The sequence below is a fragment of the Legionella donaldsonii genome, from assembly GCF_900452385.1.
GTDB lineage: Bacteria > Pseudomonadota > Gammaproteobacteria > Legionellales > Legionellaceae > Tatlockia > Tatlockia donaldsonii.
In genome coordinates this window covers 2270300-2296135 of record NZ_UGOA01000001.1, presented here as the reverse complement: position 1 = coordinate 2296135, position 25836 = coordinate 2270300, and the positions used below count along the sequence as shown (strand labels likewise).

Below are 25836 nucleotides of genomic sequence, written 5' to 3'. Positions count from 1 at the left end.
AGACTAATGACTCTGATTTTATTTTCGTTATTATTGGCTGCTTGCTCGTTTGCACCCCGATATCAGCGCCCCCCGATGCCTATTCCTGTTGAATACAAAGAAACAAAGGAGTGGAAAAAGGCTAAGGGATATACTCCTACTGCTAAAGGTACGCGTTGGTGGTTAATGTTTAATGATCCAGTGTTAAATGAACTCGAAGAAAAAGTGACTTGTACAAACCAAAATTTGAAAGTTGCCTTTTCTCGTTTTCAAAACGCGCGTGCCGCAGCACAGGTTGCACGTTCTGCTTATTATCCTACCTTGCTTGGGGTAGGAAATGCGGACAGGCAACAAAAATCGAGGAATATTGCTAACCCAAGTACAAATAATTCCTTTAGTGATTTTTTAGCGGGTGTGGATGTCTCTTATGAGATCGATTTGTGGGGGCGGGTGCGGAATTCAGTGGCTGCTAGTGAGAGTCAGTTACGAGCCAGCACCGCTGATCTTGCTGCTACCTCTCTTAGCATGCATGCAGAATTGGCTATGGATTATTTTGCTTTGCGGGGGGATGAAGCTAGCCAACGGGTATTGGATGCGACAGTAGCGGCTTATGAAAAAGGTTTATACATAACTCGTAAACGTTATGATGGAGGGGCTGCACCGATAGCCGATGTTGATCAAGCCATTACGCAACTGGAAAATGCCAGAACTGCAGCAACGGAAATGCGATTGCGGCGTGCTCAACTTGAACATGCCATTGCAGTATTAGTGGGTGAAATACCAGCTAATTTTAAAATGCCCCCTGCAAAAACACGAATGAATCTGGTTTCTATTGCGCCTGAATTACCTTCTTCACTTTTAGAACGCAGGCCCGATATTGCTGCTGCAGAACAACGCGTGCAAGCGGCAAATTTTGAGATAGGTGTTGCTTGTGCAGCTTTTTACCCGCAAATTAATTTTAGTTCAATAGCTGGTGTTGAAAGTCAAACCCTAGCAAACCTATTTGATCAGCCCAGTCTATTTTGGTCGCTTGGACCCATTAGTGGATTAGCTTTAGTAAAGCCTTTGGCAAACTTGGTATTATTTGATGGTGGCAAATTGCGTGGTTTATTGAACTCTGCAAAAGCGAGTTATCACGAAACAGTCGCTTCTTACCGGCAAACTGTGCTTACTGCTTTCCAGGAGGTAGAAGATAATCTAGTTGCCATACGCCGTCTTGATCAAGAAAACCGAAGTCAAACCGCCGCCACGGCTGCAGCAAAACGTGCCTTGGTCCAAGCAATCGATCGATATAAAGGTGGACTCACTAATTATCTGGATGTCGTTGTCAATGAAAACACCGCCTTACAAGCAGAACTGAATTCGGTGGATATTCGTACTCGCCGCCAGGTAGCCAGTGTATTACTTATTAAAGCTTTGGGAGGTGGATGGTCCTGCCAAACGGACTGTACCTGAATTAGATCTGCCTTGTATTCTTTCAATTAATTCTATACTAGAAATTAATTAATAAAATTCTTTAATGGCGTTTTTATTAAAGAAAAATAACTTTCAGGATCAAGGTATGCCTGCTCATAAAAAAGACTTCGTTCTCTTTGATGCAATGTCGCATGTTCTTTCGTTATTAGAAAATCCGGTGCTTCTTTGTGATGTACAAGCCTCAATCCTTTATGCCAATCCTTCTTATTACAGATTGGTAAATATGGATGCAACTGGGTTGAAATTTTGGCATGTTTTTCCAAAGATTAATCAGGTTCCAGATTATTTTAAAGCGGCAGTTAAGTCTCATAAAGAAATAAAAGGAGTCATTAATTTAAACAAGAAAACGTTTATCGTTAGAGTTGTACCCGTCACCAAAATTATTGCACAAAAAACGATCTATATGATTTACTTTGAGGAGATAACTACCTTTTTAAGATTGGAAGAGCAAATTGAGCTTGATAAAGAAACTTTAGCAAATTCATTCTTTAATGCGATTAGAGCACTTGCAGAGGTAGTTGAGACACGTGATCTTTATACAGCAGGGCATCAGAAGCGAACCGCCTCGATTGCCTTGCATATTGCCAAAAAAGCGGATCTCTCAGAGATTAATCTTTTGGCTACCTTGTATTTAGGGGCTCTTATCCATGATGTGGGAAAAATTTATGTGCCTATGGACTATTTAGTAACTCCTCGCCAACTAGAAACTTATGAATATGAAGTTTTAAAGCAGCATGTGAATAAAGGCAGTGAGATCGTAAATAAGATTGTCTGTCCTTGGGACATTGAGGTGATTGTATCCCAACATCATGAGCGGTTGGATGGCTCTGGCTATCCTAAGGGATTAAAGAAAGAAGAGATTAATGAGTTAGCCAAAATAGTTGCGATAGCCGACGTTTGGGACGCCATGGTCATAAATAGACCTTATCGAGCTGCTCGTACAATTAAAGAAGCAATTAGTTATTTAAATTCAACAGCAGGCATTTTATTTGATAAATACTACGTCGAATGCTTGTTGAGTTTGATTCAACAGGGAGTGACTATTTATTCTCAAGAGGTTTTTTCTTTTTTGGAGTTAAAAACGTTTCTTACCGAATAGGCCCTTGCAATAATTTACCAGTTTTGGAATTGATAGGTAATAAACGGTACTCACCTGGTTGCAAATTGCCTAGTGACCAATCAGCAATGCGATGTCGGACTAATCGTAATGTTGGAAAACCAATCGCTGCTGTCATTCGACGGATTTGATGATTTTTACCTTCCCGCAACACGATCTCTAACCAACTGGTTGGTACGGTTTTACGAAAACGCACAGGTGGATTCCTTGGCCATAGTGGAGGCTCATCGATTAATGTTACTTTAGCTGGCAAAAACCGTGTTTCTCTGATTACTAAGCCTTGCCTAATGGGGAAGAGGTCTTGTTCTTGTGGTATCCCCTCTACCTGAACCCAATAATATTTCTCTTTGTTGGCGTCAGGATGACTGAGCCGATGTTGCAATTTACCCTGATGAGTAAGAAGCAAAAGCCCTTCGCTATTTTTATCCAAACGCCCTGCTGCATAAAAATTCGGTTTATTAATATAGTGAGCCAGCGTTTGTTCATGTATGTCGCCGGTGAATTGGCTTAGAACCCCAAAAGGTTTATTGAATAGTAAAATTTCACTCATGTTGCTTGCAATAGAAAAGTAACTCTTACGTAGCCTATAATGCTGAATCATATCATAATACACTTGGTAGGTTTTATGCCTGCATGTTGGTAATCATTAAATTTTTTTAATGATAAAATCTTGACTTATATATATTCAAAAAGGATACTCGAAGCATTGCATGCTTCGCTTACTGACTGATAGAGAGCATGCTCTTGGTAACTCCCAAGCAGATTTATCAATGAATGAATACCCAATAATTTTAAGTGGAGACAAAGGATGTTTAGTTTGAAAAAAACAGCTCTAAGTATACTTGCTTTAGGAAGTAGTGCAGTATTTGCTGGTACTATGGGACCTGTTTGTATCCCAGGTAATGTTACTGTTCCTTGTGAGAGAACTGCATGGGATATTGGTATAAGCGCTCTTTATTTGCAACCAGTCTATGATGCTGATTTTGGTTACTATGGCTCAAACACTACTGATTCTGCTACAAGGTTTACTGATTTCGACCCGGATTGGGATTGGGGCTTCAAACTGGAAGGATCCTACCATTTCAATACAGGCAATGACATCAATGTAAACTGGTACCACTTCGACAACGATAATAATTTCACACCAGGGGCTTCATTCGCAAGCGGTAATTATTTGTCTATTAACAGTAAGTGGGATGCTGTTAATGGTGAGTTAGGCCAATTTGTTGATTTTAGTGCAAATAAGAAAATACGGTTTCATGGCGGCGTACAATATGCGCGAATTCAAACTCGTGCACACGTTTATAACAGCAGCGTATTTATTTCGCAATCGTCCGCTACATTTAATGGATTTGGCCCCCGTACTGGCCTGGATCTGAACTACGTTTTTGGAAATGGTCTGGGAGTTTACGCGAAGGCTGCAACAGCGATATTAGTTGGAACTAGCAAATTCAACTGTGGCATATGTTTAACCGAAGGTTCAAAGACTGCCATGGTTCCAGAACTGGAAGCCAAAGTAGGGGCTGATTACACTTATACTATGGCGCAAGGCGATTTAATTTTGGATGCAGGTTATATGTGGTTTAATTATTTTAATGCGCAAAATAACATTGGGGCTGTATTCAGAGGTATTGAAAGTGATTTTTCAGCATCAGGTCCTTATATTGGTCTAAAATACATAGCCAATGTCTAACTCATCGAGTTATCGGTCGCTGGGTCTTCAGCTTAGCGACCGAGCCAATTGCTGTTTGATCATGAGTGGTTATACCCAGTGCAATGAGATGGATTACCAAATTTCAAATCCTTTTCAACATTCTTGCTATCTCCCAACGCTTGCCTGAGCATTGAGTTGAGGTAATCACTAGTAAACACCCCTAGGCCCATTCAGGGCTTCTTCAAGGCAGACTTAATTCAGAAAGGGTAGTGTATATCGGCCACTAAGTGTCCTTATATTCAATTGTGAAGCCATACCTGTTTTTAGTTTAAAGAGGAGAAGAAATGCATTTGGGACAAAGAGTTTGAGCGTGCTATGATTAATGTCTTTAACCCAGACGGAGTTATCAATGACCTACGAAAAAATCCATGTTCCAGCTCAGGGACAAGCTATTACTGTTGCTGCTGATTTATCCTTGAAAGTACCTCAATTTCCTATTATTCCGTTTATTGAGGGAGATGGTATTGGCGTGGACGTGACTCCAGCGATGATACGGGTCGTTGATGCTGCAGTGGCAAAAGCGTATGGTGATAAAAAGAAAATTGCCTGGATGGAAGTTTATGCCGGTGAGAAGGCAACAAAAGTCTATGGTGGAGATCAATGGCTACCCAAAGAAACGCTAGATGCCATAAGAAAATTCGTTGTTTCTATTAAAGGTCCTTTGACTACGCCAGTCGGTGGTGGAATTCGCTCATTGAATGTTGCCATTCGCCAGGAACTTGATCTCTATACTTGTTTACGTCCAGTCCGTTATTTTAATGGTACACCAAGCCCAGTCAGAGAGCCTTGGAAAACCAACATGGTTATTTTCCGCGAGAATGCAGAAGATATTTATGCGGGTATAGAATGGCAAGCCAACTCAGCTGAAGCGAAAAAAGTTATTCATTTTCTGCAAAAAGAAATGGGCGTGAAGAAAATTCGTTTTCCCGAGAATTGCGGTATAGGAATTAAACCAGTTTCTCAGGAAGGTACGGCGCGTTTGGTCAAAGCTGCTATTCAATATGCGATTGATAATCAGCGTGATTCTGTCACCTTGGTTCACAAAGGTAATATCATGAAATTTACCGAGGGGGCATTCAAGGATTGGGGTTATCAAGTTGCCCGCGAGAGTTTCGGAGCAAAAGAATATCAGGGTGGGCCCTGGATGGAATTAACCAATCCTAAAACAGGTAAACCCATCATAATTAAAGACGTCATTGCGGATGCTTTTTTGCAACAAATTTTGTTAAGACCAGAAGATTATAGCGTTATTGCTACCCTGAACTTAAACGGTGATTATATTTCTGATGCGCTTGCAGCACAGGTTGGTGGTATTGGAATTGCGCCTGGAGCTAATATTGGTGATGAGGTGGCTGTCTTTGAAGCAACTCACGGAACAGCGCCTAAATATGCGGGTCAAGATAAAGTAAACCCCGGTTCATTGATTTTATCGGCTGAAATGATGCTTCGCCATTTAGGTTGGGTTGAAGCGGCTGATCTAATTATCAAAGGAATGGAAGGGGCAATTGAAGCAAAAACGGTTACTTATGATTTTGAGCGCTTAATGCAAGGCGCTACCTGTGTAAGTTGCTCCGGATTTGCTGAAGCGATGATTAACCATATGTAAATAAAGTAATATTCTAAATTGGATAGTTATAAATCAAATTTATAACGAATAAAACGACGCCCCTGAAAAGGGGCGTTTTACGTCCAAAAAAGGACTTTTGGATACAAATAAATTTAGGGTATATTGGCAGCATTAAGAGCTCAACTGCCATTTTACAGATTAACAGTGAGAGTATTTTTTATACTATTCATAATAACCAGTATGAATGCTATCTAATCAAGATGTTGTTGATTGCCGCAAGGTTTAATTTTTTCAATAATTAAATCATCTTTTTACTGGCCAAAAGTGCATTGTAAGTCTATAAAATTAATAAAGGGTGTATGTCATGAGCGGATGGTCTTTAGAGGAAATAATTGAGCGCAAAAAGGCGGAGTCAGAAGCCTTACCGGCGGTCAGACAGCCGAAGAAGTATAGGGTTATACTGCTTAACGATGATTACACGCCGATGGAGTTCGTTGTAGATGTATTGAAGCGGTTCTTTCACTTAAATGAGGAATTGGCGACACAGGTGATGTTACAGGTTCATATTTTAGGAAAGGGAGTTTGTGGTGTTTTTACCAGGGATATAGCAGAAACCAAGGTCGCTCTAGTAAACGACCATGCTAGAAGCAACCAGCATCCCTTGTTATGTACCATGGAACCCGAAAACTGGTAGTGGCTGGAGAGAGGAGCAATAAAATGTTAAACAAAGAACTTGAATTCACCTTAAATCTAGCCTTTAAGGAAGCCAAAGAGAAACGTCACGAGTTCATGACGGTAGAGCATTTGTTGCTCTCATTGCTTGATAATCCAGCAGCTGGTAATGTGTTACAGGCTTGTGATGCCAACATTGATTCGTTACGACGTGATTTGCTTGAGTTCATTGACGAAACCACCCCTAGGATTCCAGAGGATGAGCTAGATCGAGAAACTCAACCTACACTCGGTTTTCAGCGGGTGCTACAACGGGCAGTGTTTCATGTTCAGTCTGCAGGTAAAACCGAAGTGACTGGAGCTAATGTCCTTGCAGCCATATTTAGTGAGCAGGAAAGCCAGGCTGTTTATTTTTTGCGCCGTGAAAATATAACGCGTTTAGACGTCATTAATTATATCTCCCATGGTGTTTCTAAATATCATAACAATGATATGAATGACAGTATGAATTCCCCGATGGATGATGAAGGATTAGGCGGAGAAGGTAGTGAGTCCCCGCTTGAAAGTTATTGCATGAATCTCAATAAGCGCGCCAGAATGGGTAAAATCGACCCCCTTATTGGGCGCCACGAAGAAATTCAACGCACTATCCAGGTTTTATGCCGTCGCCGTAAAAACAATCCCTTATTGGTAGGTGAAGCAGGCGTGGGTAAAACAGCTATAGCGGAAGGGCTGGCGCGGCGTATCGTTGATGGGGAAGTCCCAGAGGCAATTAGTAACTGTGTTGTGTACTCACTGGATTTAGGAGCCTTATTGGCTGGTACCAAGTATCGTGGTGATTTTGAAAAACGTTTAAAAGCTGTTTTAAAACAATTAAGTCAGCAGGATGGGGCCGTATTATTTATTGATGAAATCCATACCATCATTGGTGCAGGTGCGGCATCTGGAGGGGTAATGGATGCTTCTAACCTTATTAAACCTTTACTGGCTAATGGCGAATTGAAATGTATTGGTTCAACGACCTATCAGGAATATCGTGGGATTTTTGAAAAAGACAGAGCGCTTGCCAGACGTTTTCAGAAGATTGATATTACAGAACCAAGTATTGATGAAACCTTTGAAATTCTGAAGGGATTAAAAGGACGCCTTGAAGATCATCACGGCGTTAAGTTTTCTATTCCCGCACTGAAGGCTGCTGCTGAATTATCAGCGAAGTACATTAATGATCGTTTCTTGCCTGATAAAGCGATCGATGTGGTTGATGAGGCAGGTGCATATCAAAATCTGTTAACGGCGACAAAACGCAAAAAAATAATCTCTGTGACAGAAATTGAAAGTGTAGTAGCCAATATTGCTCGCATACCGGTTAAGAAAGTTTCTGCTCGAGACAAAGATACGTTACGCAATTTGGAACGGGATTTAAAACTGTTAGTTTATGGCCAAGATAATGCAATAACCGCACTTGCTTCTGCAATTAAACTGGCTCGCTCCGGTCTGCGTGAACCACAAAAACCAGTCGGTTGCTTCCTCTTTGCCGGACCAACAGGCGTCGGTAAAACAGAAGTCACTAAGCAGTTAGCCAATGTTTTGGGTATTGAGCTGTTGCGTTTCGACATGTCTGAATACATGGAAAAACACACGGTTTCACGCCTGATTGGCGCTCCTCCAGGCTATGTCGGTTATGATCAAGGCGGGTTATTGACGGAAGCTGTGACTAAGAACCCTCATGCAGTGTTATTGCTTGATGAAATTGAAAAAGCACATCCCGATGTCTTTAATTTGTTGCTGCAGATTATGGACCATGGCACTTTGACAGATACGAATGGGCGGCAAGCCGATTTTCGTCATGTGATACTCGTGATGACTTCTAACGCCGGGGCCTATGAAATCAGCAGAAACGCCATTGGTTTTTCTTTGCAGGATAACAGCAATGATGGATTAGAGGTTATTAAACGACAATTTAGCCCTGAATTTAGAAACCGATTAGACGCTATCATTAATTTTGCGCCGCTTGATCAGATGACGATTGGTTTAGTTGTCGATAAATTTATCATGGAGCTTGATGAGCAATTAAGCAATAAAGGCGTAACCTTTAAGGTTGATAAATCAGCTCGAGATTGGCTGATTGAACATGGCTACGATAAAACCATGGGGGCGCGACCAATGGCGCGTTTAATCCAGGAAAATGTGAAGAAACCACTTGCTGACGAATTACTGTTTGGTAAGTTGGCGAATGGAGGTCATGTCACCTTGCAAGTAAAAGATGGCAAGCTTCATTTTGATAGTCATGATCACCGTGAAGGTGTCTGTTGATTCTACCTGTTCTCCCTATTCAAGGCACTCATGCTTAGCATGCAGTGCCTTTTTGTTTTTAGTGGGCGCAGCGAACTTAAGGATTGTAATTTTTGGACAATGAGATTTTATAGTCGTATTACCGAAAGTTAACAAGTGGTACCATTTTTCAGATCCTTACTAAGTGGGCGATAATATTATCCAATTGATTGAAAATACCTAACTTTGAAGAGGTCATCGGTTTTTTGCAAGGCCACTTTGGTTGGGATTTGCTGGTGAAAGCAGAAAAAATAAGGCTGGCTAATTTGCAAATAGACGGGGTTATTTTATAAAGCATCCATTGTTTGATGAGCAAGTGATGATAGAACTACACCCATTTTTCCAACAGATATATAAAAGTCCTTATCATGATGGGTGATCTGAATCAACGTAATAGGTATATTCCTGTAATGAAAGGGAAACGAGTAGATTTGTACTGGTTGATGGTTTTAGTGACAGGATTTTTTCCCTATATATTAGCCCCTTTCCTTTTTTAAATTCTTATTTTAAATGAAAAAGAATCAAGAGATTTTTGCAAAAGTTACCTAAGAATTTGTAAAATAATCTCTATTCAAATGGGCAAACTATTCTCCATTAGAGAATTCGAGACGTCCCGATCAATGGTGACATTTAATAGTAATAGGGCGTTATTTTTACTTGAGATTTCTAATACGCATTGGCCATTAAGCCTGTTTCCTGTTGCAAATTACTTACATTTATGCCGTTATCCAGTTAAAATATTGCCATTATCGAGTTCTGGCTAGTTAATCATACATGCTCAGTGTCATTATCATCGCTAAAAATGAAGAAGCAAACATTAGACGTTGTTTGGAATCCGTGCAATGGGCTGATGAAATTGTCGTTCTTGATTCGGGTAGTAGCGATAATACAGTTGCCATTGCCGAAGAATATACTAAAAAAGTGTATTGCACCGATTGGCAAGGTTATGGCGTACAAAAACAGCGGGCACTTGCTTATGCCACGGGTGATTGGGTATTAAATCTTGATGCCGATGAATGGGTGGATGCAGGACTTAAAGAGACAATCATTGCAGCCATTAACAGCGATGCAGCAGATGCTTATCGCATACCCATCTGTATGAGTTTCTATGGTCAGCCCTTGCGTTTTTCCTCCAGTCCTAAACGACATGTGCGTCTTTTTAAGCGAGTTGGCGCTCGTTATAGTGAGGATATTGTGCATGAAAAAGTACTGCTTCCGGCAACAGCAAGAATCAGTCGAATAAAGCAGGGAATTATGCACAACTCTTTTCAGGATGTTAGTCATGCCCTCTACAAAATCAATCGTTATTCGTCTTATAGTGCCAAAATAAAGATCGAAGCAAGGAAATCGCCGAGTTTTGGCAAAACGTTATTAGGAACAGGATGGATGTTTTTCCGTTGTTATTTTTTACAACGGGGTTTTTTAGATGGCAAAGCCGGATTTTTATTTGCTGTTTTTAATGCGCAGGGGACTTTCTATCGTGGTATCAAACAGCTTTACCGTGATGCTCAGTTCGAAAAATTACCCAAGACAATAAGAGATAATTAATCGTATGGAAACAACACTCAGTTTTTCACAAAAATTTTCTTTGCATCGTGCTGTTCCTTTCTTGCTGGTCACAACACTCTTTCTTTTACCGATGAGTTCCAGTGGAAAGAGTATTGGTATGGCTTTGTCGGTAGTGGCCATTCTACTATCGCCTTCTTATCGCTCAGAGTTGGCTGGTCTTTTTGCAAAACCTTGGTGCAAGGCTGCCTTAATTTTATTCGGAATCGCTCTACTGGCTTGCTTCTGGAGCCCGGCTAATTTTTCAGAAAGATTTTTTGTCGTAGAAAAATACAGCAAATTGCTTTACTTGCCATTGTTAGTGGTTGGCTTTCGTGATGCTAAAACGAGAAAAACTGGTTTGCATGCATTCCTATGCGCTATTTTTATTACCTGTGCGCTTTCTATCTTAAAGTTTCATGGTTTTTTGCAATCGCTTGCTATTGATCCTGATAATGTGTTTCGCAACCATATTATTACTGGTTTTATGGTTGCTTTTGCAACTTATCTCTCGCTGCTGCTAGCCTACCGTCATCAAGGTTTAAAGGGGCGTATTGCCTACGTTTTACTGGCAGCGATCTACAGCTATCAAGAGCTTTTTATCAATATTGGTCGTACAGGCTACGTCGTTTATCTATTGATGATGGGTATTTTAGTTTTACAACTCTGCTCTTGGCGCCAGGCTATAGCAGGTATTCTGTTGATCAGCTCGGCATTTACATTAGCTTACTTTAAATACCCTTTAATCAACGAGCATGTTAATTCGATTGCCAAAGAATTAAATCGCTACCAAAACAATGATAAAAACTCCGCAGTGGGTTATCGGTTACAGTTTCATGATTTTGCGCACAAGCTTTTTAATCAACATCCAGTATTTGGTAATGGCACCGGGAGCTTTACTTATTATTTTAGAACTGAGAAACCAGTACCAGCCTGGGGGCCTAAATTGTTAGAGCCTCATAATCAATATTGGTTGGTTGCTGCGGAATTTGGGATCGTGGGTTTTGCTGCTTTATTGTTCCTGTTTGTTAGTTTAATTCGAGCCAGTTGGCAGCTTAATACAACAAGAGCTATTGCTTTTGCCATGCTGATACCTTTTTTGCTCGGTAATCTCTCCGATTCTTTATTGTTTTATTCAGGATCAGGCTATTTCTTTCTCTTATTCATGGCCTTGTGTCTTGGTGAACGGGTTAGGCCTGAGAAAGAGCTTGGTAATACTCTCTGACAGGCTGGTTCCAAATGTTGATTTCAGGGCGAGAAGAGGATTTCTCTAAATGGCAGCTAAATTCTTTTCAATGCCATAGTGTTTTGGTAAGTATTTTACGATAACAACTAAGGAAACCAGTGCGCAAAAGACCACGTAATAGGCAATCATCATTGTATTAAAGCGATTAATAAGCCAGGTATTAATGGCCGGGGAAAAGCCGCCTACTAAAGCCATGGAGATATTGTAGGCCATGGAAATTCCCGTATAACGTCCTTTACCCGAAAACATTTCTGCCATTACTACCGGTGTGACAGCCTGTTCCGCGCTATAAAAAATAACTAAAGGTAGCAACACCCACCAAGCGGAAATCGTTTGTAAAACCCAAAAACTTGGAATAGCGCAAATTAAATAGCCAAGTGTTGAAAAAACTAAAATATTTTTTCTACCAACTTTGTCAGAAATATGAGCAAACACCGGCACAAATAATAAAGAAAGAACAATAAACAAGGTCTGCATTTGATAAGCTTGATTAAGCGGGACTTGCAAAAATTCATGTAAATAGGTGGAGAGATAGCCCATGAGAGTATAACTGCCGCAGGCACTAATAAATAATAATAAAATAATGTGAAACATGGAGCGATATTGTTTAGTAAGTACATATTTAACAGGCAAATATTTTTCACGAATGTTTTGCTGTAACTGTAGAAAAGTCTCTGATTCCGACAGGTCGCGTCTTAACCACAATCCTAAAATTCCCATTACTCCGCCAGAAATAAAAAGAATACGCCAGCCATAACTTGCTAGGGCGTCGTTACCAATAAAGGCAGTGAGAGTAGTACAGGCTAGAATAGCGGCCAATACGCCAATATTGGAACCATTATTAGTCATACTGCTAACCAAGGCACGATGTTTACCTTGTGCTGACTCCGAAAGATAAATCATTGAGCCGGCAAATTCTCCACCGATACAAAATCCTTGTAGTAAACGGCAAATAATTAATAAGAGGGGAGCCAATAATCCTGCTTGTTTATAAGTTGGGAGAAAACCGGTTAAGATGGAAGCAATGGACATGAGTAAAATAGTAAACTTAAGGGTTTTGGCACGCCCATAGCGATCGCCTAAATGCCCTAAAACAATAGAGCCCAGGGGACGCACAATAAATCCTGCAGCAAAGACCAGCATCGTGGCCAGTAAACTCGTGGCAGGATTATTATCAGGGAAGAACAAGCTTGCAATAACAGGCGACAAATAAGCAAACAAACTAAATTCATACCATTCCAGGGCATTCCCAATAATGCAGGCAAGGATACTCCGATATTTTTTCATGAATTATGACGTCCTTTATTGAAATGGCTACCTGCTTGCTTATGGACCGTATCAGTATCGTAGTCGAGTGAAACAGATGAAACCGGTGCTGTAAAAAGAAGAATCATAGCATAACTCTTTGTCATGAAAGTCAACTTTACTGGGCAACAAAGATGATGTCTATATTTAGAACAAGAAGCTACATAATTTCACCGCACCTACGGTAATTGGGTATTTAGCACGCCTGAATAATGGCATAAAATTAGCTTGTAAAATTGTGTTTTATCCTTATAAAGGTAAATTTTACATTAATGAGATGTAAGTTCTTCACTTAAGGTAAATTTTTGTTAGACTAGATAGGGAAATATTCCTAACGATCAACAACGGAGAATGATTATGAAACGTTTAGCCCTTCTGGCAGTTACTGCATGTTTAGCAGTTTTACTGTCTGCTTGCGGTGATAAAGCAGAGAAAAAAGCAGAAGACAATGCTGCAACTACTGTAGAGCAAACCCAGCCAGCCGGTACAACGGATACAACTACACCTAGCGATGCTAACAAGCCTGCTGAACAGCAAAATCAATAATAGCTTCTATATAGAATTTAAAACCCCGCTGTGACTTGTGGGGTTTTTTTTTAAAGAAAATCGAGATCCCAAATGGATAGCTTAGAGCATCTACTGATTAATTTGACCGATATATTACGGGAAAGGAGTTTAAGAATTGCCACGGCTGAATCCTGTACCGGTGGTTTACTTGCCGGTTTACTTACGGAGTTGCCGGGAAGCTCGGTTTGGTTTGATCGAGGGTTTGTTACTTATAGCAATCAGGCCAAACAGGATATGTTAGGTGTTAAAGAATCCTTAATCCAGTTCAATGGCGCTGTGAGTCTGCCTGTTGCTGAAGCGATGGCCTGGGGGGCTTTATCACGTAGTCGTGCCGATATCACCTTATCAGTAACTGGCGTTGCTGGCCCTGACGGGGGTAGTCCGGAAAAACCGGTAGGAACGGTGTGTTTTGCCTGGGCTATGACAAATTTTCCGGTACAAAGTAGACGTTGCTATTTTCAAAATGCATCTCGGCAACAAATACGCCATCTTGCCTGTCAACGCGCATTACAAGGTGCAATTTCTTTGTTAAATCAAACAACAAAATAACTTCTCACCCCTCATGATAAGATCGGCCTTAGACCCTTAAGAGAGGGTATCACTCACGCTTCAATTTAGGCTAATTCTAAGTTTGCTGCGGACCCATATCTGTGTGATAATTTGCGCTTTGCATACTACTACGGTGGGTGACCTATGGAAGACAATAAACAAAAAGCATTAAGTGCCGCTCTTGCTCAGATTGAACGTCAATTTGGAAAGGGTTCAGTAATGCGTATGGGCGATAATAATGCTGTGCGTGATATTGAAGCCATTTCAACGGGTTCATTAGGGTTGGATATTGCTTTAGGTATAGGTGGTTTACCCAAAGGGCGAGTTGTTGAAATTTATGGTCCCGAATCCTCAGGTAAAACGACATTGACTCTGCAAGTTATTGCCGAGTGCCAGAAAAAAGGGGGTACTGCTGCTTTCGTTGATGCTGAACATGCGCTGGATCCAAGCTATGCGGCCAAACTGGGTGTTAATGTTGATGAGCTACTGGTTTCACAACCAGATACCGGTGAGCAGGCTTTAGAAATCACGGATATGCTGGTTCGTTCTGCTGCAGTGGATGTTATTATTGTCGACTCTGTCGCCGCATTGACTCCTAAAGCCGAAATTGAAGGGGAAATGGGTGATACCCATGTTGGTTTGCAGGCTAGATTGATGTCGCAGGCCTTGCGTAAATTGACTGCAAATATTAAACGCTCCAATACCTTGGTGATCTTTATTAACCAGATTCGTATGAAAATTGGTGTTATGTTCGGTAATCCTGAAACGACCACAGGTGGAAATGCATTGAAATTCTATGCTTCTGTGCGTTTAGATATCCGACGCGTAGGTTCAATTAAGAAAGGTGAAGAAGTTTTAGGTAGCGAAACGCGAGTGAAAGTCGTTAAAAATAAAGTGGCACCGCCTTTCAAAACAACTGATTTTGATATTCTCTATAATGAAGGAATTTCTCGCGAGAGTGAAATCATCAATCTTGGCGCCCAGTTAGGGCTCATTGAAAAATCAGGGGCTTGGTACAGTTATAAAGGCGAAAAAATTGGTCAGGGTAAAGACAATGTTCGCTTGTACTTGAAAGAGAATCCACAAATTGCTGCGACCTTGGAGCAACAAATCAGAGCAGAATTGTTGACTAAAAAGCTGCCTGTAGAAGAATTTGAAGAAGTTAGTGGGTCTATAGATGACTAAAGCCCTGGACTGTGCAATGCGCCTGCTTGCCAGGCGCGAGCATGGTGCATGCGAATTGGCAGATAAATTGGCACAAAAAGGTTATAATCGGCAGGAAAGTAATGAAGCAATTGCCGAATGTCAACGTCTTGGTTTTCAGAGTGATCGTCGTTTTGTTGAGGCTGTATGTCATGTTCGTATCCGTCAAGGCTGTGGTCCTCTTAAAATTCATCAGGAGTTGCAAGCTAAGCACATTGAGTCCGAATTGATTGATGAAATTTTGGCACGGGAAGCAGATCATTGGCTGGATCACGCCTTAGCTGTATGGCATAAGAAATATAAAAAACAGGATCAGGTTTCTTTTGCCGAGTTACAAAAACGGCAGCGTTTTTTATTGTACCGTGGATTTCCCACCGATGTTATCGCTAGAGTTATGAAAGAAATTTAGGAACTATTAATATTTCTACTATCTTGGCGCTTATGCCTTGATTTTCTGTGCTCCGTTGCTCACATACTATCCTGTATGTTCTGCTGCAATGCTCGAAAATCAAGGTACAAACACTCAAGCTAGCGAAGTGTCAACAGATCCTGGGAAAGGTAAGTGAATAGGTGAGGAGAGGGGTTTGGTTTGTCCAAGCCAGCTCCAGATATTATATTGTAATAATAACCAGTAGATTCTAAGAGCATGAAAAGTTCAGAAATCAGACAAGCATTTTTAGATTATTTTGCTGCACGAGGCCATCAGATTGTTGAGTCGAGTCCACTTGTGCCTGGAAACGATCCAACTTTGTTATTTACAAATGCGGGGATGGTGCAGTTTAAAGACACCTTCCTGGGATTGGAAAAACGTTCTTACAGCCGCGCGGCCAGTTCTCAACGATGCGTACGTGCTGGTGGTAAGCATAATGATCTGGAAAATGTTGGTTATACGGCACGACATCATACTTTCTTTGAAATGCTGGGTAATTTTAGTTTTGGCGATTACTTCAAGCGTGAAGCGATTCAATTTGCCTGGGAGTTTCTGACCAAGGTATTGAAGTTACCGAGTGAACGATTATGGGTTACTGTCTATGAAGATGATGATGAAGCAGCCGATATCTGGTTGAAGGAAATCGGGGTTTCTGCTGAGCGTTTTTCTCGTTGTGGTGAAAAAGATAATTTTTGGTCTATGGGTGATACTGGGCCCTGCGGCCCTTGTACAGAAATTTTTTATGATCATGGTCCTGAGATTGCCGGCGGCCCTCCGGGAACGCCTGAAGCAGAGGGTGATCGTTACATCGAAATCTGGAATTTGGTTTTCATGCAGTTTAATCGCGATAAAGAAGGCCATCTTCATCCTTTGCCTAAGCCTTCTGTGGATACTGGTATGGGACTTGAACGTATCGCGGCAGTGGTCCAGGGTGTACATAGTAATTATGATATCGATAGTTTCCAGTATTTAATTCATGCGATCTGCAAGCTGGCCCCACCTACGATTAATCCGGAGCATCCTTCATTAAAAGTGATTGCCGATCATATTCGTGCCTGTTCATTCTTGATTGCTGATGGTGTAATGCCCGGGAATGAAGGTCGAGGTTATGTTTTACGCCGTATTATTCGCCGTGCAATTCGCCACGGCAATAAGCTGGATTTACCTACACCTTTTTTCTCTAAATTGGTTCCGGCTCTTATTACCGTCATGGGCGAGGCTTATCCTGAGTTAGTAAATAACCAAAAACAGATAGAACGTATTTTAGCGCAGGAAGAAAACCAATTTGCTCGTACACTTGAGCAAGGTTTACGTTTGCTGCAGGAGAAAATTCAAACGCTGGAAGGAAAAGCAATTCCGGGTGAAATGGCTTTTAGACTGTACGATACTTATGGTTTCCCCGTCGATTTAACAGCGGATATTGCCCGCGAATCAGGGCTTTCCATTGATATGGCTGGTTTTAATCAGGCCATGCAACAACAACGCGAGTTGTCGCAATCAGCAAGTCAGTTTACTACGGATTACTCAGTTTCAAGCCAATTGGATGAAGCATCAGTCTTTCATGGCTACGAAAAAGACAGTATGCAATCTACAGTCACCGCTATACTTTGCGATAGCGTTAAAGTAGATAAATTAACGGCGGGCCGTAAAGCAGCCGTGGTTCTTGAAAACACGCCTTTTTATGCCGAAAGCGGTGGTCAGGTTGGTGATCGTGGTCAACTTCAGGGCGAGAACCTTGTTTTCCAGGTAGAAGATACCCAGCGAGTGGGGCAAGCAATTGTCCATTACGGCCAATTGTTGCAGGGGGAACTGTCTATTGGGCAAACCATTAATGCGAAGGTCGACTCTGCGAGACGGAATGCAATCCGCTTAAATCATACGGCAACTCATTTATTACATGCAGCCTTAAAAGCGATTGTTGGTCCTCATGTTCAACAGAAAGGTTCATTAGTTGATGCTGAACGGGCACGTTTTGATTTCTCGCATTTTGAAGCACTAACCTCCGAACAGTTACGCCAATTGGAAAATTTGGTGAATGGTAGGATACGTGCCAACGATGAAGTAGAGACTCAGATCATGTCGCTTGATGAGGCAAAGCGCAGTGGGGCTGTGGCGTTATTTGGGGAAAAATACAGTGATGCTGTACGGGTACTTTCTTTAGGGGATTTCTCCAAAGAGTTATGCGGCGGCACCCATGCGGCAAGAACAGGTGATATTGGCTTGTTCAAAATCACCGCTGAATACGGTGTGGCAAGTGGTGTAAGACGCATAGAAATGGTAACGGGTGCTTACGCTCAGGCTTGGATTAACGAGCAATTGGGTATTTTGGATGGCGTTGCGCAAAAACTTAAAACAACCCCGGCCAATGTCTCTGATAAATTGTCACAATTTTTGCATGATGCAAAACAGCAGGAAAAAGAATTAACACGCTTGCAGGCCAAGTTGGCGGCAAAATCAGGTACTGATCTGCTTTCTCAAGTTCAGGCCGTAAATGACGTTAACTTATTAGTGAAGCAATTGGATGGCATGGACAGTCAAGCGTTGAGGACAACTTTAGATCAACTGAAATCCAGTTTGGATCAGGCTGTGATAGTGTTGTTTGCTATTGAACAGGAGAAGATAAACGTTGTTGCTGGAGTGAGCAAGAATATTTTGGGCCGAGTGCCAACCGCCGCTATGCTGGTAAAACATTTATGCGGCAAGGGCGGGGGCCGTGACGATATGGCCCAGGGTGGAGGGCGTGTTCCGGATGATCTGGAAGAAAAAATTGCCCAGATTAAGACCATGATTGTTGAGCACGTGGGTTAACATAAAAAAGACGGGGCGCTGAAATGGCATTATTAGTGCAAAAATTCGGGGGAACGTCGCTTGCTACGCTAGAACATATTAACCATGCAGCGGATTTAGTGGCAAAAGCAAAGCAAGCAGGCCACAGCGTGGTAGTCATTGTATCAGCAATGAGTGGGGAAACGGACAGACTCATTAATTTAGCGAATAGCATCAGTGAATACCCAAACGAAAGAGAGTATGCCGCACTTGTTGCTACTGGAGAGCAAGTGTCTATGGCTTTAATGGCGATGGCTTTAATTAATCGCGGCATTAATGCTCGTTCTTATACGGGCGGACAGGCAAGAATTCATACCTGTAGTCAATTTAAAAAAGCACGTATTCAGGCAATTGATACCCAGCCGATCCTCAAAGATCTTGAGCAAGGTACCGTTGTGGTTATTGCTGGTTTTCAGGGTATTGATAAAGATGGCAATGTGACGACTTTAGGCCGTGGTGGTTCAGATACCACGGCAGTGGCTATTGCTGCTGCTTTAAAAGCAGATGAATGCCAGATTTATACTGATGTGGATGGTGTTTATACAACTGATCCCAGGATTGTACCTGATGCTAAGCGTTTAGAGCAGATTACCTTTGAGGAAATGTTGGAGCTATCCAGCTTAGGGGCAAAAGTGTTGCAAATTCGTGCCGTTGAATTTGCCGGTAAATATAATATTCCTTTGCGTGTTCTATCTTCATCACAGGAAGGACCTGGAACCTTAATTACCTATCAGCAAAAAAACAGTATGGAAGCGCCTCTGGTTACAGGCATTGCTTTTAGCCGTAATGAAGCCAAGGTTACTTTATCCGGGGTACCTGATGCGCCAGGTATGGCTTCTGGTATTTTATCCGAAATTAGTGCAATCGGTGTGAATGTCGATATGATCGTACAGCATTTATCGGCTAATAATAAAACCAATTTTACGTTTACTGTCCACCGTGATGAATACCAGGCGACCTTGAAACAACTGCATAAAGTAGCTAAGGAATTAGGCGCCGGGGATGTGGTTGGTGTCAACAATTTAGCTAAGTTGTCGCTTGTTGGCTCGGGTCTTAAGAGTCATCCAGAGGTCGCATCAATCATGTTTAAAACCCTTGCTTCGAAGGGTATCAATATACAACTGATTGCGACTTCAGAAATTAAACTCTCAGTCCTCATTGATACCGCCATGCTTGATGAGGGTGTACGTGAATTACATAGCGTTTTCCATCTTGAAGATGATAGTCGCGATGAATCACGAATCATGCCGGTGAATGTAGCACAGGAATGTTTAGTCGCTGCGAGTAAATTGTAAAGCAGATCAAGATTGTATGTTAACCATGCAATCTTGGTTTGCAGACTGTTTACATTTCTACTATCTTGGCGCTTATGGTTTGATTTTCTGCGCTTCGCTGCTCACATACTGGCGTGTATGCTCTGCTGCGATGCTCGAAAATCAAACCAAAAGCACTCAAGCTAGCGAAATGTAAACAGTCTCCAGTTAAAGGAGGCTAATTATGGGTTTTCTTAGTGAATTTAAACAATTCGCTATGCGCGGTAATGTGATGGATCTTGCCGTTGCCGTCGTAATTGGCGCTGCTTTCGGTAAAATTGTTTCTTCACTGGTCGATGGGATTATCATGCCCGTTATCGGTCTCTTAATGGGTGGCATCAATATTACTGATAAAACCTTTAAAATTGGCGCAGCAGTAATTAAATGGGGTGCCTTTTTACAGACCATCATTGATTTTACAATTATTGCCTGTGCTATCTTTGTTGCCATTAAATTCATTAACATCCTGCAAAAAAAGCAGGAAGAAACTGAAGAAAAAATTGGTAAGGAAGAAGCGATATTGATTGAAATTAGAGATCTGTTACGCGAAAAAACAAGTAAAAAATGATTGAATATAGCCGTCTAGAACTTAAACGACAAGAAAAGCTGGTTCTAACAATTCGTCATTTGCCCGAAATACTCTAATTTCTCGAGAGCTGACATTTAGAATATAGTGTAATTTTGCAATACTCTCTTGAATTAGACAGCACAGAGGCATTAAAAGCGACTAGATTAACACCTTCTTGGTGGCGAACCGATGGAACTCCTAGTAACGGATTCCCCTCTCGAGCCCCACGCCGGCCTGTTTCTTGGCATCTTGTATAATTTACTTCGGGAAATTCTCGTAGCTCCATCGCAGTGAAGCGGGCTGCAAGAGCACCATTAAAAGAAACATTTTGCTATTAAGTGCTTATTTTTAGACTAAAATAAGGAGTGAAGCCATTGATAGGGAAAATTCATGAGTGACTTACTTAATCTCTTTGCCATCATTATTGTGTTTGGCGTGATTTTATGGGTAGTTAATGTGTTTATACCCATGCCGGGTGCAATTAAAAGCTTACTTAACCTTTTGGTTTTAATTGTACTAATTATTTATATTCTCCAGTTTTTCGGGCTTATTCATAATGTGTTGCCGACGATACGGCTATTTAAGTGAGAACGCTAAAAGGACATTCTCTTATAAAGAAAAGAGGGCAGGCAGCGAATGATGGTCATGATATAACGCCAAAAAAAAGGGTGATAAAACAGGTGTTTTCCATTTTTTGCGGCTTGCCAACAGGCTTCAGCGCAAGCTTTAGGCGATGAAGCATAAAAAATGCCTGCCATACCATAAGTTTGCACTGTATCAATGAAGCCTAGTCTGGCGATAGTAATTTTTATGTTGTTTTCTGCAGCTTGTTGTAAACCTTCCAGATAAATTTCAATAGCAGCTTTGCTGGCACCATAAAGACTATTCTTGGCCCGACCTCGGCAGGCGGCTACTGAACTTAAGAAAATCAACTGATGAGTAGCCTGTTGTTTATCCAAATAACGATTAATTAATTGAACCGTGCTTAAGACATTAATTTTAATTAAATAGTCTATAGTACGAGTATCCAAGGCATTGTTTTCTACAATATGGCTGTAGGCGATAAATAGCGCTAACTCATTTGGATGTTGACTTAAAATTTCTGTTAAATGTGTTAAATCACTTGCAAAATCGGCAATTAGAAAATCACACTGAATGTGATAGCGCAAGCGTATATCAGCACTAATAACCTCCAGCTGTGCTTGATTTCGAGCAACCAGTAATAGCGTATAACCGGCTTGAGCAGCAAGGTGTGCAAATTCTTCAGCGATAATGGAGGTCGCGCCTAAGATGACCCAGGTTTTTATGGTCATGATGTGATTCCCAAACGATGGCTAAGATCAGAGTGCATACCACTTTTGTAATGGCTTAATAATTTCTTAAATTGTCCATAATTGGGGTATTGTTGTTGAAATTGTTGTTGGGTCAAGTACATATCTTTTGCCAAATAAATTTTGCCCTGGATACTGGTTATAAAGTCATTCAGATTGCGAATGACTTCTTGTGCTGCTTGATTGTTAATAAAATCAATTGCCAGCGTAAACCCTGGTTGCACAAAAGACAATAAACCACTGCCAGCCTGTGTCAAGTATTTCAGCACGGCCAAGGTTGGTGTTGCCTGACTGCTATTAATGATTGCGAGTAATTGATTGAAGGTGCTGTGGGCTGTGTTACTGTCAAATACTGCTTGAAACTGTAATAGCCCCTGGCTGCCATAGAGACGGTTCCAATGTTGAATGGAATCGAGTGGGTTATTAAATTGGCGCAGGGATAGAATTTGCCGGTTTGTTTTCTTGCTGTTGAAATAATAGCGATTAAAATATTTCATTACCCGGCGGCTGACCAGGCGAAAGGGTAATTTAGGTATACTAAAACGTGATAGTGACTCTGGGGCTTCCAATTCTGTATGGTTAGCAAGCGATAACACAGCGCGTGGTTCATTAAGTAAATCAAGCCAGGCTACTTGATAATCGTATTGGCAGCCGCTTTGTTGCATGCGTTGGAGTAAGGTTTCGAACTCACTGTATTTTTCAGTTTCTACTGCTACAAAAGGGGGTTTCTTAAGCATTTGCAGGGCAACACGTGTAATAATGCCCGTTAAGCCAAGGCCGGCTATGGTGGCATAAAATAAATCGCTATTTACAGCAGGGCTGCAGCGTAAAGATTGTTTCCCTAATTGCAAATCTAACCAGTTCAAATGCTGGCCAAAACTACCCGCATGGTGGTTGTTTTTACCATGGACATCATTGGCAATACCGCCTGCTACCGTAGCACGCAAAGTACCTGGTATGACAGGAGGAATATAGTGTGGATGCACTAAAAAAAGCTCCGCAAAAGTGACCCCACCCTGGCAGATCAACTCACCTGATAATTCATCAAAAGAGAGGAAGTGATTCAACCGCCTTGTATCAACAATGCCTCCGTCGTTGTTAAGACAACAATCACCATAGCTCGAACCATTACCGCGTGCGAGAAGGTTATCCTTGGCAGTCAATAGGGATTGAATTTGCTGTTCGTTATCAGGGCGAAAACAATCCGATGTTGTTTGTACAGCGTGACCGAAATTGGAAAGCCGTTTGTTTTTACTGAGCATGTCTGATCACTAAAAAGCAATTGAAAGCTAAGTTTGGCACATTTTCTTAAGAAGTGTAATTATTGGATTAGCCCTAAAAAAACAAATCGGAATAAAAGAAATTTCCCAGTGCCAGATATTGAGTCACCGGCCAAGAGAGATTATGCCAAATAGTTGACTATGTTTTTTTTAGCTGCCAAATAAGCGAAAGATAACTTAATATCTTATTGATAATAAACAAATTTATTAACTGGCACGTACTTTGCTTAAGGAGTTAAAGCGATAAGTTTTAATGACTTATAGAGTTACTCTCAAGACAGGATGGCTATGGCTGAAAAAGACGTTTTATCGCAGGAAGAAATTGATGCACTGTTAAATTCAGTAGATAGTGAGGAAAATTCCGCGGCAGCTGCCGGCGCTAATGCAGAGCCAGCAGCCATCAAAGACGCAGAGGACGAACCTAATGAGAGCCTGAGTCGGCCGACTGAGCATGTGCAAGTTCTTAATTTTGCTAATCAAGAACGAATTGTTCGTGGTGAATTGCCAGTTCTTGATAAAATTCATGACCGAGCTGCCCGATTTTTTACAAATGATATTTATCAATTGATGGCGAAGGATTTTGACATTAAGCAAGAGCCGCTAGCTATTGTTAAACATCGAGAATTTATGGGTAGTTTACCCAATCCTACCTTAATGACCATACGTCGCTTCAAACCTTTGCGTGGTAAAGCGCTAATCTTGTTTGATAGCACCTTTGTCTATGATCTGGTGAATTATTATTTTGGTGGTAGTTCACAATTTCTTGCGCAAACAGATCGCACAGACTTTACTGCTACAGAGCTGCGAGTCATGGAAATCATTATTAGCAAATTGGTTCGTAATATTCAGCAGGCCTGGGCTCCGATTATTAAATTGGATGCATTAAAGGTCGGGGATGAGACTAACCCGCAATTGGTTCATATTGGTGAACCCAATGAGTTGTTATTAGTTAGTCGTTTCAATCTCGATTTTGGTAAAGAGTCAGGTTCTTTTTCTTTTGTTATTCCTTATTCCATGGTTGAGCCAATCAAACAACAATTAGAACTTGGTGCAGCCCGTCCGGATGATGAAATTGATCCAAACTGGATGATGTCTTTACGAGAGGAGTTGATGGAAGTTGAGTTAACAGTAAGTGCATCGATGGCAGAAACCCATACTAGCCTTGGCCAAGTCATGAGTTGGCAGGCAGGAGAGTTCATTCCCTTGGAAATGAAAGAGATAGTTACTTTAGACATTGAAAGTACACCTAGTTTTACCGCTACACAGGGCAGTGCCAATGATAAAAGAGCAGTAAAAATTATAAATAAAATCAATTATTAGGGGAGTTGAATGAGCAATCAAACGGATACAGAAGTAGCTGCGAATACCCAACAACCAAATGTCGCACCACAGGATGGTGATGCGGAAAAAATGGAGTTGGTTTTGGATATTCCTGTTGTAGTGACTGTTGAAATTGGACGTACCAAAATGACAATACGTAATTTGTTACAACTTAATCAAGGGGGAATTGTTGCTTTAGACCGTCTGGCTGGCGAGCCTTTGGATGTTTTAGTGAATGGTACGCTGGTTGCTCATGGAGAGGTAGTGGTAGTCAATGACAAATTTGGTGTGCGTTTGACTGATATTGTTAGTAAAACAGAACGAATCAAGCGTTTACGATGAGAATTTCATTTTTTATATTCCTCGCTAATTTATTACCCTTAACTGCTGAGGCTGCTGCCTTATCTTCTAACGCTGCAGCAATTAGTAGTGGTGAATTAATGCGTGTAATGGGTGGATTATTACTGGTAGTCCTGGTGATTGTGTTTCTATCCTGGCTATTGCGGCGTTTAAATGGGACAGGATTAGCAAATACAGGTGGATTTAAAATCATTGCTTATATGAACTTGGGGACAAGGGAAAAAATTATGTTGGTGAAGGTAGGAAATCGCATTTTACTGTTGGGCGTAGCCTCAGGAAGTATTAATACGTTGCATGATTTTGGAGAAGAACTCCCTGCAGGTTTTGAAGCGGAATCCAAAGCATCATTCACTGCTTTTCTCAAAACAGCGCTGGGTAAGTCTTAAGATGAAAAAAACGCTTCTCCTAACTTGTTTTCTGGCACTGTTTTTAGGGCCTTGGCTGGCTCAGGCGGCGACTACCTCTTTGCCAGCTGTCACGGTTTCTCAAGCACCGGGCGGTGGCCAAACGTACAGCGTTAACTTACAAATACTAATTTTTATGACATTGTTAAGCGTCTTGCCAGGTTTATTAATGGCAATGACCGCATTCACACGCATTATTATTGTTTTGTCCATTCTACGACAGGCTATTGGTATGGCCCAAACTCCAACAAACCAAATCTTGATCGGCATTGCTCTTTTCATGACCTTTTTTGTCATGTCGCCCGTTTTTAATCAAATTAATGAGCAGGCCTTAAAACCCTACCTTGCCGATAAAATAGAGTTTCCACAAGCAATGGCAAAGGCTCAGGAACCCTTGCGCCTTTTTATGCTGAATCAAACGCGTAAAAATGATTTGTCGCTTTTTCAAAAATTCAGTAACCAATCTTATGTTTCACCGACCGATGTACCTATGACGGTTTTGATTCCTGCCTTTGTTACCAGCGAATTAAAAACAGCTTTTCAAATTGGGTTTCTTTTATTTTTGCCGTTTCTAATCATTGATTTGGTCGTGGCTTCTGTGTTGATGGCAATGGGAATGATGATGTTATCGCCATTGATTATTTCTTTACCATTCAAAATTATGTTGTTTGTCATGGTAGATGGTTGGACACTCGTATTGGGCTCACTGGCATCCAGTTTTGCCATAACGTAG

At 41.3% G+C, this 25836-nt stretch carries 25 protein-coding genes; 20 read left to right on the top strand and 5 right to left on the bottom strand.

Annotated features, from left to right (window positions below; all coding sequences use genetic code 11):
• Positions 1-6 precede the first annotated feature (6 nt).
• Positions 7-1434 (top strand): efflux transporter outer membrane subunit, encoded by a 1428-nt coding sequence (locus DYC89_RS10395; protein WP_245953980.1) that lies wholly within the window; start codon positions 7-9, stop codon positions 1432-1434.
• Positions 1435-1540: 106 nt separating this feature from the next.
• Positions 1541-2554 (top strand): HD domain-containing phosphohydrolase, encoded by a 1014-nt coding sequence (locus tag DYC89_RS10390; RefSeq protein WP_181879377.1) that lies wholly within the window; start codon positions 1541-1543, stop codon positions 2552-2554.
• Here DYC89_RS10390 and DYC89_RS10385 read toward each other — a convergent pair.
• Complete coding sequence (locus DYC89_RS10385) at positions 2544-3122, bottom strand: pseudouridine synthase (protein ID WP_115221721.1); 579 nt, start codon at positions 3120-3122, stop codon at positions 2544-2546. The genes DYC89_RS10390 and DYC89_RS10385 overlap by 11 nt on opposite strands.
• A gap of 258 nt (positions 3123-3380) precedes the next feature.
• On the opposite strand from DYC89_RS10385, the gene DYC89_RS10380 reads away from it, so the two are divergent.
• The 6 genes from DYC89_RS10380 to DYC89_RS10355 all read left to right on the top strand — a co-directional run bounded on the left by DYC89_RS10380 (position 3381) and on the right by DYC89_RS10355 (position 11626).
• On the top strand, positions 3381-4265 hold the full coding sequence (locus DYC89_RS10380) for an Lpg1974 family pore-forming outer membrane protein (protein WP_115221720.1): 885 nt from the start codon (positions 3381-3383) through the stop codon (positions 4263-4265).
• A 370-nt stretch (positions 4266-4635) separates the two neighbouring features.
• A complete protein-coding gene (icd, locus tag DYC89_RS10375; protein ID WP_115221719.1) occupies positions 4636-5892 on the top strand; it encodes an NADP-dependent isocitrate dehydrogenase in 1257 nt (418 codons plus the stop codon).
• 325 nt (positions 5893-6217) lie between these two features.
• Positions 6218-6547 carry an ATP-dependent Clp protease adapter ClpS gene (clpS, locus tag DYC89_RS10370; protein WP_019216488.1) on the top strand — a complete coding sequence of 110 codons (330 nt, stop codon included), beginning with the start codon at positions 6218-6220 and terminating at the stop codon, positions 6545-6547.
• A 23-nt stretch (positions 6548-6570) separates the two neighbouring features.
• Positions 6571-8838, top strand: a complete 2268-nt coding sequence (gene clpA, locus DYC89_RS10365) for an ATP-dependent Clp protease ATP-binding subunit ClpA (RefSeq protein ID WP_115221718.1) — start codon at positions 6571-6573, stop codon at positions 8836-8838.
• A gap of 792 nt (positions 8839-9630) precedes the next feature.
• Entirely contained in the window at positions 9631-10404 is a 774-nt protein-coding gene (locus DYC89_RS10360) for a glycosyltransferase family 2 protein (RefSeq protein ID WP_115221717.1), read from the top strand.
• 4 nt (positions 10405-10408) lie between these two features.
• Complete coding sequence (locus DYC89_RS10355; protein WP_115221716.1) at positions 10409-11626, top strand: O-antigen ligase family protein; 1218 nt, start codon at positions 10409-10411, stop codon at positions 11624-11626.
• 45 nt (positions 11627-11671) lie between these two features.
• Here the strand turns inward: DYC89_RS10355 and DYC89_RS10350 are convergent, their stop codons facing one another.
• Complete coding sequence (locus DYC89_RS10350; RefSeq protein WP_115221715.1) at positions 11672-12934, bottom strand: MFS transporter; 1263 nt, start codon at positions 12932-12934, stop codon at positions 11672-11674.
• Positions 12931-13059 carry a hypothetical protein gene (locus DYC89_RS16850; protein WP_281271383.1) on the bottom strand — a complete coding sequence of 43 codons (129 nt, stop codon included), beginning with the start codon at positions 13057-13059 and terminating at the stop codon, positions 12931-12933. Before DYC89_RS16850 ends, DYC89_RS10350 begins: the two co-directional genes overlap by 4 nt.
• 250 nt (positions 13060-13309) lie before the next feature.
• Here DYC89_RS16850 and DYC89_RS10345 point away from each other — a divergent pair, with 250 nt between their 5' ends.
• From DYC89_RS10345 to DYC89_RS10310, 8 genes are all read left to right on the top strand, one after another.
• Positions 13310-13498 carry a hypothetical protein gene (locus DYC89_RS10345; RefSeq protein WP_115221714.1) on the top strand — a complete coding sequence of 63 codons (189 nt, stop codon included), beginning with the start codon at positions 13310-13312 and terminating at the stop codon, positions 13496-13498.
• A 72-nt stretch (positions 13499-13570) separates the two neighbouring features.
• Positions 13571-14068 carry a CinA family protein gene (locus tag DYC89_RS10340; RefSeq protein ID WP_115221713.1) on the top strand — a complete coding sequence of 166 codons (498 nt, stop codon included), beginning with the start codon at positions 13571-13573 and terminating at the stop codon, positions 14066-14068.
• A gap of 144 nt (positions 14069-14212) precedes the next feature.
• Positions 14213-15253, top strand: coding sequence for a recombinase RecA (gene recA, locus DYC89_RS10335; protein ID WP_115221712.1), 1041 nt, complete (start codon positions 14213-14215; stop codon positions 15251-15253).
• On the top strand, positions 15246-15680 hold the full coding sequence (gene recX / locus DYC89_RS10330; protein ID WP_115221711.1) for a recombination regulator RecX: 435 nt from the start codon (positions 15246-15248) through the stop codon (positions 15678-15680). The genes recA and recX overlap by 8 nt, the downstream gene beginning before the upstream one ends.
• 237 nt (positions 15681-15917) lie before the next feature.
• The gene (gene alaS / locus DYC89_RS10325) at positions 15918-18509 is read left to right on the top strand and encodes an alanine--tRNA ligase (protein WP_115221710.1); all 2592 of its coding nucleotides are present in this window, start codon (positions 15918-15920) and stop codon (positions 18507-18509) included.
• A 23-nt stretch (positions 18510-18532) separates the two neighbouring features.
• Complete coding sequence (locus tag DYC89_RS10320; RefSeq protein ID WP_115221709.1) at positions 18533-19822, top strand: aspartate kinase; 1290 nt, start codon at positions 18533-18535, stop codon at positions 19820-19822.
• 202 nt (positions 19823-20024) lie between these two features.
• A complete protein-coding gene (gene mscL, locus DYC89_RS10315) occupies positions 20025-20408 on the top strand; it encodes a large-conductance mechanosensitive channel protein MscL (RefSeq protein WP_115221708.1) in 384 nt (127 codons plus the stop codon).
• 390 nt (positions 20409-20798) lie between these two features.
• Positions 20799-20996: a Thivi_2564 family membrane protein gene (locus DYC89_RS10310; RefSeq protein ID WP_115221707.1), complete on the top strand. Its 198-nt coding sequence runs from the start codon at positions 20799-20801 to the stop codon at positions 20994-20996.
• A gap of 5 nt (positions 20997-21001) precedes the next feature.
• Here the strand turns inward: DYC89_RS10310 and DYC89_RS10305 are convergent, their stop codons facing one another.
• Together DYC89_RS10305 and DYC89_RS10300 are read right to left on the bottom strand one after the other, a co-directional pair.
• Positions 21002-21721, bottom strand: coding sequence for an SDR family NAD(P)-dependent oxidoreductase (locus tag DYC89_RS10305; RefSeq protein ID WP_115221706.1), 720 nt, complete (start codon positions 21719-21721; stop codon positions 21002-21004).
• A complete protein-coding gene (locus DYC89_RS10300) occupies positions 21718-23001 on the bottom strand; it encodes an FAD-binding oxidoreductase (RefSeq protein ID WP_115221705.1) in 1284 nt (427 codons plus the stop codon). Before DYC89_RS10300 ends, DYC89_RS10305 begins: the two co-directional genes overlap by 4 nt.
• Positions 23002-23307: 306 nt before the next feature.
• Between DYC89_RS10300 and fliM the strand changes: the two genes are divergently transcribed.
• Genes fliM through fliP form a run of 4 tightly spaced genes read left to right on the top strand, consistent with a single transcriptional unit; the run spans position 23308 to position 25836 of the window.
• Positions 23308-24339 carry a flagellar motor switch protein FliM gene (gene fliM, locus DYC89_RS10295; RefSeq protein ID WP_115221704.1) on the top strand — a complete coding sequence of 344 codons (1032 nt, stop codon included), beginning with the start codon at positions 23308-23310 and terminating at the stop codon, positions 24337-24339.
• 9 nt (positions 24340-24348) lie between these two features.
• Entirely contained in the window at positions 24349-24681 is a 333-nt protein-coding gene (fliN, locus tag DYC89_RS10290) for a flagellar motor switch protein FliN (protein ID WP_115221703.1), read from the top strand.
• Positions 24678-25085 carry a flagellar biosynthetic protein FliO gene (gene fliO, locus DYC89_RS10285; protein ID WP_115221702.1) on the top strand — a complete coding sequence of 136 codons (408 nt, stop codon included), beginning with the start codon at positions 24678-24680 and terminating at the stop codon, positions 25083-25085. Before fliN ends, fliO begins: the two co-directional genes overlap by 4 nt.
• A gap of 1 nt (position 25086) precedes the next feature.
• Complete coding sequence (gene fliP, locus DYC89_RS10280) at positions 25087-25836, top strand: flagellar type III secretion system pore protein FliP (RefSeq protein WP_115221701.1); 750 nt, start codon at positions 25087-25089, stop codon at positions 25834-25836.

Bases quoted from the DNA above. Each gene is read 5' to 3' on its own strand.
- DYC89_RS10395 (WP_245953980.1), top strand. From the start codon at position 7: ATGACTCTGATTTTATTTTCGTTATTATTGGCTGCTTGCTCGTTTGCA.
- DYC89_RS10390 (WP_181879377.1), top strand. From the start codon at position 1,541: ATGCCTGCTCATAAAAAAGACTTCGTTCTCTTTGATGCAATGTCGCAT.
- DYC89_RS10385 (WP_115221721.1), bottom strand. From the start codon at position 3,122: ATGAGTGAAATTTTACTATTCAATAAACCTTTTGGGGTTCTAAGCCAA.
- DYC89_RS10380 (WP_115221720.1), top strand. From the start codon at position 3,381: ATGTTTAGTTTGAAAAAAACAGCTCTAAGTATACTTGCTTTAGGAAGT.
- icd (WP_115221719.1), top strand. From the start codon at position 4,636: ATGACCTACGAAAAAATCCATGTTCCAGCTCAGGGACAAGCTATTACT.
- clpS (WP_019216488.1), top strand. From the start codon at position 6,218: ATGAGCGGATGGTCTTTAGAGGAAATAATTGAGCGCAAAAAGGCGGAG.
- clpA (WP_115221718.1), top strand. From the start codon at position 6,571: ATGTTAAACAAAGAACTTGAATTCACCTTAAATCTAGCCTTTAAGGAA.
- DYC89_RS10360 (WP_115221717.1), top strand. From the start codon at position 9,631: ATGCTCAGTGTCATTATCATCGCTAAAAATGAAGAAGCAAACATTAGA.
- DYC89_RS10355 (WP_115221716.1), top strand. From the start codon at position 10,409: ATGGAAACAACACTCAGTTTTTCACAAAAATTTTCTTTGCATCGTGCT.
- DYC89_RS10350 (WP_115221715.1), bottom strand. From the start codon at position 12,934: ATGAAAAAATATCGGAGTATCCTTGCCTGCATTATTGGGAATGCCCTG.
- DYC89_RS16850 (WP_281271383.1), bottom strand. From the start codon at position 13,059: ATGACAAAGAGTTATGCTATGATTCTTCTTTTTACAGCACCGGTTTCA.
- DYC89_RS10345 (WP_115221714.1), top strand. From the start codon at position 13,310: ATGAAACGTTTAGCCCTTCTGGCAGTTACTGCATGTTTAGCAGTTTTA.
- DYC89_RS10340 (WP_115221713.1), top strand. From the start codon at position 13,571: ATGGATAGCTTAGAGCATCTACTGATTAATTTGACCGATATATTACGG.
- recA (WP_115221712.1), top strand. From the start codon at position 14,213: ATGGAAGACAATAAACAAAAAGCATTAAGTGCCGCTCTTGCTCAGATT.
- recX (WP_115221711.1), top strand. From the start codon at position 15,246: ATGACTAAAGCCCTGGACTGTGCAATGCGCCTGCTTGCCAGGCGCGAG.
- alaS (WP_115221710.1), top strand. From the start codon at position 15,918: ATGAAAAGTTCAGAAATCAGACAAGCATTTTTAGATTATTTTGCTGCA.
- DYC89_RS10320 (WP_115221709.1), top strand. From the start codon at position 18,533: ATGGCATTATTAGTGCAAAAATTCGGGGGAACGTCGCTTGCTACGCTA.
- mscL (WP_115221708.1), top strand. From the start codon at position 20,025: ATGGGTTTTCTTAGTGAATTTAAACAATTCGCTATGCGCGGTAATGTG.
- DYC89_RS10310 (WP_115221707.1), top strand. From the start codon at position 20,799: ATGAGTGACTTACTTAATCTCTTTGCCATCATTATTGTGTTTGGCGTG.
- DYC89_RS10305 (WP_115221706.1), bottom strand. From the start codon at position 21,721: ATGACCATAAAAACCTGGGTCATCTTAGGCGCGACCTCCATTATCGCT.
- DYC89_RS10300 (WP_115221705.1), bottom strand. From the start codon at position 23,001: ATGCTCAGTAAAAACAAACGGCTTTCCAATTTCGGTCACGCTGTACAA.
- fliM (WP_115221704.1), top strand. From the start codon at position 23,308: ATGGCTGAAAAAGACGTTTTATCGCAGGAAGAAATTGATGCACTGTTA.
- fliN (WP_115221703.1), top strand. From the start codon at position 24,349: ATGAGCAATCAAACGGATACAGAAGTAGCTGCGAATACCCAACAACCA.
- fliO (WP_115221702.1), top strand. From the start codon at position 24,678: ATGAGAATTTCATTTTTTATATTCCTCGCTAATTTATTACCCTTAACT.
- fliP (WP_115221701.1), top strand. From the start codon at position 25,087: ATGAAAAAAACGCTTCTCCTAACTTGTTTTCTGGCACTGTTTTTAGGG.